Annotated in this window: 15 protein-coding genes; 10 read left to right on the top strand and 5 right to left on the bottom strand. The window is 64.0% G+C overall.

Annotated elements, in window-relative coordinates:
* Positions 1–37: 37 nt before the first annotated feature.
* The 5 genes from tarD to BRA471DRAFT_RS28810 all read right to left on the bottom strand — a co-directional run bounded on the left by tarD (position 38) and on the right by BRA471DRAFT_RS28810 (position 3,929).
* Positions 38–1,207: a D(-)-tartrate dehydratase gene (gene tarD / locus BRA471DRAFT_RS28790; protein ID WP_007613755.1), complete on the bottom strand. Its 1,170-nt coding sequence runs from the start codon at positions 1,205–1,207 to the stop codon at positions 38–40.
* Positions 1,208–1,330: 123 nt separating this feature from the next.
* A complete protein-coding gene (locus BRA471DRAFT_RS28795; RefSeq protein WP_007613756.1) occupies positions 1,331–1,588 on the bottom strand; it encodes a DUF3297 family protein in 258 nt (85 codons plus the stop codon).
* Positions 1,585–2,061: a glutathione peroxidase gene (locus BRA471DRAFT_RS28800; RefSeq protein WP_007613757.1), complete on the bottom strand. Its 477-nt coding sequence runs from the start codon at positions 2,059–2,061 to the stop codon at positions 1,585–1,587. The genes BRA471DRAFT_RS28795 and BRA471DRAFT_RS28800 overlap by 4 nt, the downstream gene beginning before the upstream one ends.
* A gap of 2 nt (positions 2,062–2,063) precedes the next feature.
* Positions 2,064–3,464, bottom strand: a complete 1,401-nt coding sequence (locus BRA471DRAFT_RS28805; protein WP_007613758.1) for an amidase family protein — start codon at positions 3,462–3,464, stop codon at positions 2,064–2,066.
* Between the two features lie 207 nt (positions 3,465–3,671).
* Positions 3,672–3,929, bottom strand: a complete 258-nt coding sequence (locus tag BRA471DRAFT_RS28810; protein ID WP_007613759.1) for a hypothetical protein — start codon at positions 3,927–3,929, stop codon at positions 3,672–3,674.
* A gap of 250 nt (positions 3,930–4,179) precedes the next feature.
* On the opposite strand from BRA471DRAFT_RS28810, the gene pqqA reads away from it, so the two are divergent.
* From pqqA to BRA471DRAFT_RS28860, 10 genes are all read left to right on the top strand, one after another.
* Entirely contained in the window at positions 4,180–4,260 is an 81-nt protein-coding gene (gene pqqA, locus BRA471DRAFT_RS28815; RefSeq protein WP_007595659.1) for a pyrroloquinoline quinone precursor peptide PqqA, read from the top strand.
* A gap of 114 nt (positions 4,261–4,374) precedes the next feature.
* Positions 4,375–5,304, top strand: coding sequence for a pyrroloquinoline quinone biosynthesis protein PqqB (gene pqqB / locus BRA471DRAFT_RS28820; RefSeq protein ID WP_007613761.1), 930 nt, complete (start codon positions 4,375–4,377; stop codon positions 5,302–5,304).
* A gap of 20 nt (positions 5,305–5,324) precedes the next feature.
* Entirely contained in the window at positions 5,325–6,092 is a 768-nt protein-coding gene (gene pqqC / locus BRA471DRAFT_RS28825; RefSeq protein ID WP_371258333.1) for a pyrroloquinoline-quinone synthase PqqC, read from the top strand.
* 9 nt (positions 6,093–6,101) lie between these two features.
* Positions 6,102–6,413: a pyrroloquinoline quinone biosynthesis peptide chaperone PqqD gene (gene pqqD, locus BRA471DRAFT_RS28830; RefSeq protein WP_007613770.1), complete on the top strand. Its 312-nt coding sequence runs from the start codon at positions 6,102–6,104 to the stop codon at positions 6,411–6,413.
* Positions 6,410–7,609, top strand: coding sequence for a pyrroloquinoline quinone biosynthesis protein PqqE (gene pqqE, locus BRA471DRAFT_RS28835; RefSeq protein WP_007613771.1), 1,200 nt, complete (start codon positions 6,410–6,412; stop codon positions 7,607–7,609). The genes pqqD and pqqE overlap by 4 nt, the downstream gene beginning before the upstream one ends.
* Positions 7,599–8,585, top strand: a complete 987-nt coding sequence (pip, locus tag BRA471DRAFT_RS28840; protein ID WP_007613772.1) for a prolyl aminopeptidase — start codon at positions 7,599–7,601, stop codon at positions 8,583–8,585. Before pqqE ends, pip begins: the two co-directional genes overlap by 11 nt.
* 148 nt (positions 8,586–8,733) lie before the next feature.
* A complete protein-coding gene (locus tag BRA471DRAFT_RS28845) occupies positions 8,734–9,411 on the top strand; it encodes a DUF4286 family protein (RefSeq protein ID WP_007613773.1) in 678 nt (225 codons plus the stop codon).
* Positions 9,412–9,645: 234 nt separating this feature from the next.
* Positions 9,646–11,445 (top strand): FAD-dependent oxidoreductase, encoded by a 1,800-nt coding sequence (locus BRA471DRAFT_RS28850; protein ID WP_007613774.1) that lies wholly within the window; start codon positions 9,646–9,648, stop codon positions 11,443–11,445.
* Positions 11,415–13,262, top strand: a complete 1,848-nt coding sequence (locus BRA471DRAFT_RS28855; protein WP_007613775.1) for a 2-oxoacid:acceptor oxidoreductase subunit alpha — start codon at positions 11,415–11,417, stop codon at positions 13,260–13,262. The genes BRA471DRAFT_RS28850 and BRA471DRAFT_RS28855 overlap by 31 nt, the downstream gene beginning before the upstream one ends.
* A complete protein-coding gene (locus BRA471DRAFT_RS28860; RefSeq protein WP_007613776.1) occupies positions 13,259–14,314 on the top strand; it encodes a 2-oxoacid:ferredoxin oxidoreductase subunit beta in 1,056 nt (351 codons plus the stop codon). Before BRA471DRAFT_RS28855 ends, BRA471DRAFT_RS28860 begins: the two co-directional genes overlap by 4 nt.
* Positions 14,315–14,317: the final 3 nt, after the last annotated feature.

Raw genomic sequence — 14,317 nt, forward strand, 5'->3', positions numbered from 1 at the left:
ACTATCGCAACGGCGCATGCCGCCGCAGCCGCGTGAATTACTCCGCCAGCGCCTTCATCTCCTTGTAGAGATCCGACTTGCCTTCGAAGCCGATGCCTGACAGCTCCGGCATGGTGATGTGGCCATTCTCGACGCTGATGCCGTCGGGGAAGCCGCCATAGGGCTGGAACAGGTCGGGGTAGCTCTCATTGCCGCCAAGGCCTAAGCCGGCTGCGATGTTGAGCGACATCTGGTGGCCGCCGTGCGGGATGCAGCGGCTCGGCGACCAGCCGTGGGTCTTCAGCACCTCCAGCGTGCGCTGGTATTCGCACAGGCCGTAGGACAGCGCGCAGTCGAATTGCAGCCAGTCGCGGTCGGGCCGCATGCCGCCGTAGCGGATCAAATTGCGGGCGTCCTGGTGGCTGAACAGGTTTTCGCCTGTCGCCATCGGTCCCGGATAGAATTCGGCGAGGGCTGCCTGCAGCGCGTAGTCGAGGGGATCGCCGACTTCCTCGTACCAGAACAAGGGATAATCCCGCAGCATCTTGGCATAGGCGATGCCGGTCTCGAGATCGAAGCGGCCGTTGGCGTCGACGGCGAGCTGCGCGTCGTTGCCGATCTCCTTCAGCACCGCCTCGATACGGGTGCGGTCGTCCTCGATAGCGGCGCCGCCGATCTTCATCTTCACGACGTTGTAGCCGCGATCGAGATAGCCGCGCATCTCGCCGCGCAGCATCGAGAGGTCCTTGCCCGGATAATAATAGCCGCCGGCGGCGTAGACGAACACGCGCGGATTGGCTTTGACGCCATGACGCTCAGCCAGCAGCCGGAACAGCGGTTGTCCCGCGATCTTCGCCACGGCATCCCACACCGCCATGTCGATGGTGCCGACCGCGACCGAGCGCTCGCCATGTCCACCCGGCTTCTCGTTGGTCATCATCGCGCCCCAGACCTTGTCGGGATCGAGATTGTCGCCGGCCGCGTTCAGCAGCGATTTCGGATCGGCCTCCAGGATGCGCGAGGCAAAACGCTCGCGGATCAGGCCGCCTTGGCCGTAGCGGCCATTGGAGTTGAAGCCGTAGCCGACGACGCGCTTGCCGTCGCGCACGAAATCGGTGACGACGGCCACCAGGCTCGTCGTCATCTTGGTGAAATCGATATAGGCGTTGCGGATCGGCGAAGAGATCGGTTTCGTGATCTCGCGGACGTCGACGATGCGGACGGACATGGTGTTGGCTCCTGTCATTCCGGGGCGATGCGCAGCATCGAACCCGGAATCTCGAGATTCTCAGGTGCGCAACCGCGCACCATAGTTCGCGCTATCGCGCGCCCCGGAATGACGGCTTCGCCGTCACTTCTTATCCCTGAAATACGGCTCGACCGGGCCGTGCACCTTGATGGTCAGCGGGTTGCCGTGGCGGTCCTTGGCGTTGCCGGCGGTGACGCGGACCCAGCCTTCACTGATGCAGTATTCCTCGACATTGGTCTTCTCGACACCCTTGAAGCGGATGCCGACGTCGCGCGCCAGGATGTCCGCATTGTAAAAGGGGCTGTTCGGATCGACCGAAAGGCGGTCCGGAAATTCGTCGCTCATGATTGTCTCGCTCATAACAGGGTCTCGATTTGCTGCCGCAATCCTTCGGGCCGGGCGGTCGGCGCGTGGCGCGCGACCACCTTGCCGGTACGGTCCACCAGGAATTTCGTGAAATTCCATTTGATGGAGGCACCCAGCAGGCCGGATTGCTGGCGTTTCAGGTACTCATACAACGGATGCGCATTGCTGCCGTTGACGTCGATCTTCTCGAACAGGGGAAAGGTGACGTCGTAGTTGGTCGAGCAGAACGCCTGGATTTCGCTCGCCGGTCCCGGCTCCTGCGCACCGAATTGGTTGCAGGGAAAGCCGAGCACCGAGAAGCCGCGCGGATTGAGATCTCGATGCAGATCCTCCAGCCCGCGATATTGCGGCGTGAAGCCGCATTTGCTCGCGGTGTTGACGATCAGCAGCACCTGTCCCTCGAAGCTGCGCAGGGCGACTTCTTCGCCGAGAAGCGAGTTGGCCTTGAAGTCGTAGATCACGGACATCGCTAACCCACGGGGTCGATCGGCGACGGTGGCACGCCGCCCGCCTCGATCGCCTCGCCTGCGAGCAGGCAGAGATCCTCGCGATAGCGGCCGGACACGATGTGCACGCCGACCGGCGCCTTGCCGACGAGACCGGTGGAGACCACGAGGCCTGGCAGCCCCATGAAGGGAATCGCGATCTGCGGCAGTTGCGCTTCCCAGACGCGTTTGAAGGAAGCGTCGTCCTTGCGGTCGAGATGATCGGGGAACGGCAGCTCGCCGGACACCGGTGTCAGCAGCACGGCATAGGTCTCGAAGAACAGCATCCAGTCACGGGTCAGCGTGGCGCGGCGGGTCAATGCCTTGGCGTAATTGGCCTGGTCCATTGGCGTGACCCTGCCGCGGTTGCCGTGCAGGCACGCCAGCGCGCCGGGATCGCCTTCACGCTCGGCCATCTCGAGCTGCGCCTCGTAGCCGTCGCCGAGCCAGAGCTTGATCTGCCACTCGACTGCTTCGCGCATCGGCGGGGTGTTCTCGATTGTCTCGACGGTCCAGCCGGCACGCTCGAGCCGTTTGCCGGCATCGATGACCGCGGCCTTCACCTCGGGCGCGGTCGCAAGGCCATCCGGGTTGAGGCAGAGCGCGGCGCGCTTGGACCGCGCGGGGCCTTCCAGCGGCACGGGCACGAACCAGGGATCGCGGATGTCGCGGGCCGACATCGCCGCGAGCGAAATCCTGATGTCGTTGACGGTGCGCGCCAGCGGTCCCGACACCGCCATGATCTGCGGCCCGATCGGACGCTCCGGCAGGGCCGGATTGAAGGCCGGGATGCGGCCGAGCGTCGGGCGCAGACCATGCACGCCGCAGGCATAGGCGGGATAGCGGATCGAGCCGGCGATGTCGGTGCCATGGGCGATATGGCCGATGCCGGCCGCGACCGCCGAACCGGCGCCGCCGGACGATCCGCCCGGCGTCAGCGAGGCGTCGCGAGGGTTCTTGGTGTCGCCGTGGACCAAGTTGGTGGTGAACCAGCGATAGGAGAAGGCCGGACAATTGGTGCGCCCAAGCAGGACGGCGCCGGCCTTGCGGAAATTGGCGACCACCGGATTGTCCTCGCGCGCGACCAGGTCGCGCTGGAGCTTGAGGCCGTTGGTGGTGGCAAAGCCCTCCTGGTCGACATTGGCCTTGATGGTGACGGGCACGCCGGCGAGCACGCCGGGGTCCTCGCCCCTGGCGAGGGCGGCATCGACGGCGTCGGCCTGCTTGAGCACGTCCTCCGGGCGGTGGTCGATCACGGCGTTGAGGCTGGGATTGACGGCGTCGAGCCGGGCCAGGCCGGCCTGCGCGGCCTCCCTGGCGGAGACCTTTTTGGTTTTGACGAGGTTGGCGAGGTCGGCCGCCGACAGGCGCCAGAGATCTTGCATGGCTTGCTCCGTTTAACCGGCGTCTTTTAGCCCCGGGAACGCGGCAAAGCCATGCGGATTTCGCAGGGGCGAAGGGCGGGGGATGCCGGGTGAGGCTCATTCTCCGTCATTGCGAGGAGCGCTTGCGACGAAGCAATCCAGTCTGCCTCCGCGGAGGCAGACTGGATTGCTTCGCTACGCTCGCCATGACGGGGAGAGAGTCGGGGGCTAATGCCGCGTCGCGGATTGGTCCGGAATGTCCAGCAATGCCTCGGTAAAGGGGAATTCGAGCACGATCTCGCCTTCGCGGTCGGTGACCTCGATGACGGCCTCGAGCAGGGCCGGCTGGGTGCCTTCCGATCGCAGCACCTCCAGAATCATCTGGCGGGCAACCTCCCAGGCACGGTCGGGATTGCGCAAATCCTCTCCCTCAGGATCCACGATCAGTTCGTCGCCGATACGGGTGTTGAAGAAATATCTGGGCATCACGAAGTTCCAGTTGGGTCGCCTGTACCGGATTGAAAGCTGCACTGCACTCACAACTGCTTTATCAGGACAGGGTTCGCGACCGAATACGCCCAAGCGCAGAGCCGCATCACCAGAAAGTACTGTTCCCGACGCTTTTTTCGCGGCGCAATATGCCCTTGCTCGGGAAAATTTCACTGGCGAACTTTTGTGCTCGCAGTAACTTAGCTCCGGGCGGATACGTCCGAAATCTCGAAAATGGAGAGCCGAAATGGCCTGGAAAGCCCCAAAGATCGTCGAAGTGCCCTGTGGCATGGAAATCAACATGTATGTGAGCGCCACCCGCAAGTAAGCGGTTGGTTCGCGTTCTGCGCAGGTGGATCTTTCGGTCACGATGCATGTCCGGAAGACAGGATTTGTGTTGGCGTGAGGTCCACCTCGCGACATTGTCTCCAGGAGACGGATCATGCTTCGCGTCGTCGTCCTGGGCGCCGCAGCAGGCGGCGGAGTGCCGCAATGGAATTGCGGCTGCGAGGGCTGCCGGACGGCCCGTGAAAACGGCCAAGAGCTGCAACGGACCCAAGCCTCGGTCGCCTTCACTGGCGACGGCGAGCACTGGTTTTTGATCAACGCCTCTCCCGACCTCCGCCAGCAATTGAATGCCACGCCGCAGCTGCATCCGAAGGCAGGCGCGCTGCGCCATACGCCGATCGCAGGCGTGATCCTGACCAACAGCGAAGTTGACGCAGTGGCAGGCCTGCTGTCGATGCGCGAGGGCTCGCCCTTCACGGTCTATGCGCATGAGAAGGTGCTGGCGATCCTGAAGGCCAACAGCATCTTCAACGTGCTGAACGAGAAGAACGTGCAGCGCCTGCCGATCGGGATTAATGAGCCGTTCGAGCCGCGGCTGCCGGACGGGGCGCGCTCAGGGCTTGAGGTGCTGCCCTTCGCGGTCTCGGGCAAATCGGCCTGGTACCTGGAAGGCAAGGCGCATCCGGGCGGCGACACCGGCGAGGGCGATACGCTGGGGCTGAAGATCACCGACAAAGCGACCGGCAAATGCTTCTACTTCATTGCCGCCTGCGCCGAGGTCACCGACGCGCTCAAGGCCGAAATCGACGGCGCTTCGCTGGTGTTCTTCGACGGCACGGTGTGGCAGGACGACGAGATGATCAAGGCCGGGCTCGGCCACAAGACCGGCAAGAGCATGGGCCATGTCGCGATGTCCGGCGACCACGGCGCCATCGCGCGGCTCGCCGGCCTCGCACTCGACAGGAAGATATTTCTGCATATCAATAACTCGAACCCCGCGCTGCTGCCCGCGTCCCCCGAGCGCAAGGCCGCTGAAGCGGCGGGCTGGCAGATACCCGCTGACGGAACGGAGATCGAACTGTGAATGCCGCGTCACTGACTGGAATGACCGCGCTCTCGATCGGCAAGGACATCAGGCTCAACTCGGCCGAGGAGTTGGAGGCGACGCTGCGCCATATCGGCGCGACGCGCTATCACAGCCTGCATCCGTTCCACAAGCTGCTGCACGGCGGCAAGCTCAACAAGGGCCAGGTCCAGGCCTGGGCGCTGAACCGTTACTATTACCAGAGCACCATCCCGATCAAGGACGCGGTGGTGATCTCGCGCTTCCGCGATCGTGCCACGCGCGTGGAATGGCGCCACCGCATCGAGGACCATGACGGCGACATTGGCTCCGAAGGCGGCATCGAACGCTGGCTGAAGCTGACCGACGGCCTCGGGCTGGACACGGCTTACGTGGAATCGACCGAAGGCATCCTGCCGGCGACGCGCTTTGCCGTGGAAGCCTATGTGCATTATTGCCGTGAGAAGTCGCCGCTGGAGGCGATCGCCTCCTCGCTCACCGAATTGTTCGCGCCGAACCTGCACGAAGAGCGCATTGCCGGCATGCTGGAGCACTACGACTTCGTCAATCCCGACATCATGAGCTACTTCAAGCGGCGCCTGACCCAGGCGCCGCGCGATGCCGGCTTTGCGCTCGACTATGTCAAGGCGCATGCCACCACGCCCGAGCAACGCGCGTCCGTCTGCAACGCGCTGATCTTCAAGACCAACGTGCTATGGGTGCAGCTCGACGCGCTCCAACACGCCTATGTCGAGGGCCACATTCCGCCGGGCGCGTTCGTGCCCCAAGAACACTCAAAGGCGAGCTGAGGAACACCGATGGCCGGGCCGCGTCACATCAGCGTCAGCGAGACCAGCCGGCCGGTTCTGCCGCGGCACGCCAAGCTGAAATATGACGAGACGCGGAAAGTCTGGGTGATCCTGGCGCCCGAACGCGTGCTGGCGCCCGACGAGATCGCGGTCGAGGTCTTGCAGCTCTGCGATGGCGAGCGCAATGTCGGCGAAATGTCCGACCAGCTCGCGGCAAAATACGCCGCGCCGCGCGAGGCGATCCTGGCCGACGTCATCGTCATGCTGCAGGATCTCGCCGACAAGGGCTTTCTCACGGAGGCCCGGGAGAAGACGTCATGAGCGATGTGCTCGGCAATCCCACCATCCCGCCCGACGCCAGCGACAGCCTCGCGGTGCTGGAGAAGAGCCGCTCGACGGCGGAGGCGTTCGGCATTCCGCTCGCCGTGCTGCTCGAGATCACCCATCGCTGCCCGCTGCAATGCCCCTATTGCTCCAACCCGGTCGAGCTCGACCGCTCGGGCAAGGAGCTGACCACCGAGGAATGGAAGAAAGTTCTGAGCGAGCTCGCCGAGATCGGCGTGCTCCAGGTGCATTTCTCCGGCGGCGAGCCGACGGCGCGCAAGGACCTCGTCGAACTGGTCAAGCATGCCAGCGACGTCGGCCTCTACACCAACCTCATCACCTCGGCCGTGCTGCTGACGCGCGAGCGGCTGAGCGAGCTTGCGGATGCCGGGCTCTGCCATGTGCAGATCAGCTTCCAGGGCACCGAAGAGGGCTTGGCCGATCGCGTTGGCGGTTACAAAAACGGGCACCGCAAGAAGCTCGAAGTGGCAAAATGGACGCGCGAGCTTGATTTGCCGCTCACCGTGAATGCGGTGATGCACCGGCAGAACCTGCATCAACTGCCCGATATCATCCAGATGTCGATCGATCTCGACGCCGACCGGCTCGAGGTCGCCAATGTGCAATATTACGGCTGGGCGCTGAAGAACCGCGCCGCGCTGATGCCGACCGTGACGCAGCTCGACGAGTGCACCCGCATCGTCGAGGAGGCGCGCGAGCGGCTGAAGGGCCGGCTGACGATCGACTATGTCGTGCCCGACTATTATGCGCTGCGGCCGAAGAAGTGCATGGGCGGCTGGGGTCGGCAGTTCTTCAACATTTCGCCGGCCGGCAAGGTGCTGCCCTGCCACGCCGCCGAGAGCATCACCGGTCTCGACTTCGAATCGGTGCGCTCCAACCATTCGATCGCCTGGATCTGGCAGAACTCGGACGCCTTCAACCGCTATCGCGGCACCGGCTGGATGAAGGAGCCGTGCAAGACCTGCGAATTCCGCGAGATCGATTTCGGCGGCTGCCGCTGCCAGGCCTTTGCGCTGACCGGCGATGCCGCCAACACCGATCCCGCCTGTGCGCTGTCGCCGCTGCACGAGACCATCTTCAAGCAGGCCGAGCGCGAGGCCGAGGGCGAAACCAACCGCTTCGTCTACCGCAATTTCGCCGGCGGCACTCTGGAATCCGGGAATGATGCCTGACGCCGACGCGGCCAGCTCAGTCAAGCGCGCCGATCCCTTTGCGCCGCTGACCTCCGAAATGCTCGACGTCGGCGACGGCCACGAGCTCTATGTCGAGAGCGTCGGCCGCACCGATGGAATCCCCGCGGTCTACCTGCATGGCGGCCCCGGCAGCGGCTGCCAGCCCGACCACCGCCGGCTGTTTGATCCCGACCGTTTCCATGCCGTGCTGTTCGACCAGCGCGGCTGCGGCCGCAGCCGGCCGAAGGGATCGCGCGCGCACAACACCACGCAGCATCTGATCGCGGACATGGAAAAGATCCGCGAGAAATTCGGCGTCGCGCGCTGGATGGTGGTCGGCGGCTCCTGGGGCGCGACGCTGGCGCTGGCTTATGCGCAGGCGCATCCCGATCGCGTCTCCGGGATTGCGCTGCGCGCGACGTTTCTCGGCACGCGTGTTGAAGTCGAGACCGCTTTCACCTCGCGCCTGTCGCAATTCTACCCCGCGCTCTACGAGGATTTTCTCAGCGTGCTGCCGGTCGAGGAACGCGCGCGGCCGGTGGAAGCCTACTATCGCCGCATCCTTGATGCCGATCCGGCCGTGCATGGCCCGGCCTCGCGCGCCTGGCACGACACCGAGCGCGCCTTGTCGGAACACAAGGCGGCAAAGACGCGGATCGACCTGGCGTCGCTGAATGTATGGCGCACATTGCCGGCGACACCGTTCATGGAGGCGCATTATTTCGTCCAGGACAGCTTCATGTCGGAGAACCAGTTGTTGCGGAACGCCGGCAAGCTCGACGGCATTCCCGGCATCATCGTCCAGGGCCGCTACGATCTGTTGTGCCCTCCCGAGACGTCGCAGGCGCTCGCGACAGCGTGGCCGGGTTCCGAGATTCGCATCGTGGAAGAAGCCGGCCATTCGCTCTATGATACCGGCGTGCGGGACGCGGTCATGAGGTCGATCGCGGACATCGCTTCGAAGATCTCGCGCTAGATCGATCTATCTCCTCATCCTGAGGAGCGCTCCGACGGAGCGCGTCTCGAAGGATGAAAGGCCGAGACGCGAGAGCCGGGCCTTCATGGTTCGAGACGCCACTTCGTGGCTCCTCACCATGAGGGGATAGTTGGAAGGACACAAGAAAATGCCACTCGCTGGAAAAGGCATGCTGCTGACGTCGATGAATATCGACGTTTCAGATGAAGCCGATTTCAATCGCTGGTACGATCGCGAGCATCTGGAAGAGCGCGTTGCGATCGAGGGTTTTCTGGAGGCGCGGCGCTATGTCGCGCACGCCGCCAATCCCAAATATCTGTCGCTGTATTCGACCGCGACGCTCGACGTGCTCGACAGTCCCGCCTACCGGGCGCGGCTCGCCAATCAGACTGAATGGTCGCGGCGGAGCATGGCGCATTTCAAGGACATGCTGCGCGTGGTCGCGCGCATCACGATCAGCAACGGTACCGGACGGGGCGCGGCGCTCGGGCTCGTGCGGCTGCGGCCGACGCCGGACAATGCACCCGCGTGGCGTGATGCACTGCAAGAGAGGCTGGCGCCGGAAAAGCACGACGGCATCATCTCGATGCATCTGCTCGAAAGCGAACCGGAATTGTCGGGCGCGACGGCGGATATCCCGGCGGTCCGCAACGAAGGCGCGCGCGACTGGTTCGCGCTGATCGACGGCACGCATGTCGGCGCGGTCTCGGCCGTGATCGCCGCGCGCTTCACCGGCCCTGCCGCCGCGCCATTCCCGCTTCCCGTGTCGGTCGGCACGTATGCGCTGATGTGGGACCTCGCGAAGAGCGACATCGCGCGCAACTAAGCCGTCGGACGCATCGCAACATGCTGCACCGCCACATATTGCCCACGGCCATTAATGATGTGCGCGCTGGGCTCCTATGAAAGCCGGTGATCCCCCAAATTTGCCGTTGTACTTCGGACCGGTTCTAATAAGCTAACCCAATGACGTCATTCAGAAACCAGATCGCCGCGCGTTAGCGTTCGCAAGCTCAAGAAAAGGCCGCGGGGTCTTTGAGCCTGCGCGGACAGGGTAGGAATGAAACCGACCGATATTGCGGCCCCCGACTACTTTCACAAAGTGGTCGATTGCCAATGGGCCTGTCCTGCGCACACTCCCGTTCCCGAATACATCCGACTGATCGCCCAAGGCCGCTACAGCGACGCCTATATGATCAATTGGAAATCGAACGTGTTTCCCGGAATTCTGGGCCGCACCTGCGATCGTCCATGCGAGCCGGCGTGCCGCCGCGGACGCGTCGAGGAGACCCCGGTCGCGATCTGCCGCCTCAAGCGCGTCGCCGCCGACTTCAAGGACGACATCACGCAACGCCTGCCGCGGCCCTCGGCCAAGAACGGCAAGCGCGTTGCATTCGTCGGCGGCGGTCCCGCTTCGCTGACAGTGGCCCGCGATCTCGCGCCGCTCGGCTATCACTGCACCGTGTTCGACGCCGATCCGCAAGCCGGCGGCATGATGCGCTCGCAGATCCCGAAATTCCGCCTGCCCGACTCGGTCATCGACGAGGAGACCGGCTACATCCTGAATCTCGGCGTCGACTTCAAGGGCGGCCACCGCATCGAGAGCATGAAGGCGCTGCTCGCGGAGAAGTACGACGCGATCTTCGTCGGCTCCGGAGCACCGCGCGGCCGCGAGCTCGACATTCCCGGACGCAAGGAAGCCGCCGCCAACGTCCATATCGGCATCGATTGGCTGTCCTCGGTCTCGTTCGGTCATACCGACAAGATCGGCAAGCGCGTCATCGTGCTCGGCGGCGGCAATACCGCGATGGATTGCTGCCGCACCGCGCGCCGCCTCGGCGGCGAAGAGGTGAAGGTCGTGGTGCGCTCCGGCTTCGAGGAAATGAAGGCCTCGCCCTGGGAGAAGGAAGACGCGCTGCACGAGGACATTCCGATCCTCAACTTCCTCGTGCCCACAGCCTTCGTCCATGACAACGGCAAGCTCACCGGCATCACCTTCCAGAAGGTGAAGGCCGAATACGACGCCAAGGGCCGGCGCAACCTCGTGCCCTCGGGCGAGCCGGACCAGACCATCGAATGCGACGACGTGCTGGTCGCGGTCGGCCAGGAGAACGCCTTCCCCTGGATCGAGCAGGACTGCGGCATCGAGTTCGACAAATGGCACATGCCCAAGGTCGATCCGCAAACCTTCGTCTCGACCAACCCGAAGGTGTTTTTCGGCGGCGACGCCGCGTTCGGGCCGAAGAATATCATCTGGGCGGTGGCGCAGGGCCATGACGCCGCGCTGTCGATCCACAAAATGCTCTCGGGCGAGGACGTCACCGAGCGTCCATTGCCCGAGGTGCACATCTCCTCGCAGAAGATGGGCATCCACGAATGGAGCTATGACAACGACATCTCCAACGACAAGCGCTACAAGGTGCCGCATCGCGACAAGGTGATCGCGCTAAAGGACATCCGCACCGAGGTCGAACTCGGCTACGACGTCAAGCTGGCGCTGGGCGAGGCCCATCGGTGCCTGAACTGCGACGTCCAGACCGTGTTCTCGACCTCGCTCTGCATCGAGTGCGATGCCTGCGTCGACATCTGTCCGATGGATTGCATCACCTTCACGGACAATGGCGAGGAAGGCGATCTCCGTCAGCGGCTGAAAGCGCCCTCGTTGCATCCGGACCAGGATCTCTATGTGTCCAGCGATCTCAAGACCGGGCGCGTGATGGTCAAGGACGAGGACGTCTGCCTGCATTGCGGGCTGTGCGCCGAGCGTTGTCCCACCGGCGCCTGGGACATGCAGAAATATTTGATCGAGATGACTCAAGCGGGTTCGACATGTCCGACAAAAAGCCGATCAGCAGCGTAAACGACTTCGTCGTCCGCTTCGCCAACGTCAACGGCTCGGGCTCGGCCAGCGCCAACGAGATGTTTGCACGCGCGATCCTGCGCCATGGCGTTCCGGTGAGCCCCCGTAACATCTTCCCCTCCAACATCCAGGGCCTGCCGACCTGGTACGAGGTGCGGGTGACGGAAGACGGCCATCTCGGCGCCCGCGGCGGCGTCGACATGATGGTCGCGATGAACCCGCAGACCTGGGACAAGGACGTCTCCGGCATCGAGCCCGGCGGCTATCTGTTCTACGATTCCACCAAGCCGATGCCGTCGACCAAATTCCGCGACGACATCACCGTGATCGGCGTCCCTCTGACCGCGATCACCAACTCGACCTACACCGATCCGCGCCAGCGCCAGCTGTTCAAGAACATCATCTACCTCGGCGCGCTTTCGGCGCTGCTCGACATGGACCCGAAACTGATCGAGCAGCTGATCGGCGAGCAGTACAAGGGCAAGGAGAAGCTGCTCTCGTCCAACGTCCACGCGCTGCATCTCGGCCGCGACTGGGCTCTGCAAAATCTGAAATGCCCGACCGGGCTGCGGGTGAAAAAGTCCGACAAGGTCGGCGACCGCATCTTCATCGAAGGCAACAGCGCCGCCGCGCTCGGCGCCGTCTATGGCGGTGCCACGGTGTGCGCCTGGTATCCGATCACGCCGTCCTCGTCGGTGGCGGAGGCCTTCACCGCGCACTGCAAGAAGTACCGGCACGACCCGGAAACCGGCAAGGCGAAATACGCGATCGTGCAGGGCGAGGACGAGCTGGCTTCGATCGGCATCGTGATCGGCGCCTCCTGGAACGGCGCGCGCGCCTTCACCGCGACCTCCGGCCCCGGCATCTCGTTGATGACCGAGTTCATCGGCCTGTCATACTTCGCCGAAATCCCGGCCGTGATCATGAACATCCAGCGCGCCGGTCCCTCGACCGGCATGCCGACCCGCACCCAGCAATGCGACATCATCGCCTGCGCCTATGCCTCGCATGGCGACACCAAGCATGTGCTGCTGTTTCCTGAGGATCCCGCCGAGGCGTTCGAGTTCGCGGCCGCGGCTTTCGATCTCGCCGAGCGGCTCCAGACCACCATCTTCCTGATGCTCGACCTCGACATCGGCATGAACCACCGGCTCTGCCGTCCGCTGAAATGGGACGATTCCAGGCAATATGACCGCGGCAAGGTGATGACCGCGGAGATGCTGGACGAAGGCCGCGACTTCGGCCGCTATCTCGACGTCGACGGCGACGGCATCCCGTACCGAACCTATCCCGGCACGCATCCGACCAAGGGCTCCTTTTTTACCCGCGGCACGTCGCGTGACCGCTATGCGCGTTACTCCGAAGAAGGCTCAGTCTACGCCGACAACATGCAGCGGCTCATGCGCAAGTTCGAGACCGCGCAGGATCTGGTGCCGCGGCCGCTCCAGGCCAATGCGGAACGGCCGACCAAATACGGCGTGATCTATTTCGGCTCGACCACGCCGGCGATGGACGAGGCGATCGGATTGTTGGAGGCACGAGGCCATCAGCTCGATCGCCTGCGCATCCGCGCCTTCCCGTTCCACTCCAGCGTGGCGAGCTTCCTCGCGGAGCACGATTTCGTCTACGTTGTCGAACAGAACCGCGACAGCCAGCTGCGCCAGCTCATCGTCAACGAAAACGGCATCGACCCGGTGCGGCTGGTGCCGATCGTGCACTACGACGGTTCGCCGATCACCGCCCGCTTCATCGCTAAAGCCATTGGCGACCACCAGGATCATCTCAAGGTGACCCCGCTCCGCAAGGCCGTGTCATGACCTACATTGCAAAGCCGAAATTCCACCATCCCGGGCTGAAGAAGAACGAGCTCGGCTACACCCATCGCGACTACGAGGGCAAGATCTCGACGCTGTGCGCCGGCTGCGGCCACGACTCGATCACGGCCTCGATCATCGAGGCCTGCTATGAGCTCTCGATCGAGCCGCACCGGGTCGCCAAGATCTCGGGCATCGGCTGCTCGTCGAAGACGCCGGACTATTTCCTCGGCAATTCGCACGGCTTCAACTCCGTGCACGGCCGCATGCCAAGCGTGCTGACCGGCGCCAATCTCGCCAATCGCGACCTGATCTATCTCGGCGTCTCCGGCGACGGCGATTCCGCCTCGATCGGCTTCGGCCAGTTCGCGCATTCGATCCGGCGCGGCGTCAACATGACCTATATCGTCGAGAACAACGGCGTCTACGGTCTGACCAAGGGCCAGTTCTCGGCGACCGCCGACCGCGGCTCGAAGTCCAAGAAGGGCGTCACCAACACCGACAACGCCATCGACCTCGTCGCCATCGCGCTGCAGTTGGGCGCGACTTTCGTCGCGCGCTCGTTCTCCGGCGACAAGACCCAGCTCGTGCCGCTGATCGCGGCAGCGATCCGCCACAAGGGCGCGTCGTTCATCGACGTCATCAGCCCCTGCATCGCCTTCAACAACCACGCCGGCTCCACCAAGAGCTTCGACTATGTCCGCGAGCACAATGACGCGGTGAACCGGCTCGACGTGCTGGTCGGCCGCGATCCGATTGCGGTGGATTACGCACCCGGCACGGTGCAAATGGTCGAGCAGCATGACGGCAGCAGGATCGCGCTGCGCAAGATCGACGCCGACTACGATCCGCACGACCGGCTCGGCGCCCAGACCTTCCTGCAAAAGCACGCCGCCAAGGGACAGATCGTCACCGGCCTGCTCTACGTCGATCCCGACGCGGAAGATCTGCACGAGCATCTCGACACGGTGGAGACGCCGCTCAACACGCTGGAAGCGGACACGCTCTGCCCGGGCTCGGCGGCGCTGGACAAGTTCAACGCCAGCCTGCGGTGACCG

It is taken from the genome of Bradyrhizobium sp. WSM471, assembly GCF_000244915.1.
Taxonomy (GTDB): Bacteria; Pseudomonadota; Alphaproteobacteria; order Rhizobiales; family Xanthobacteraceae; genus Bradyrhizobium.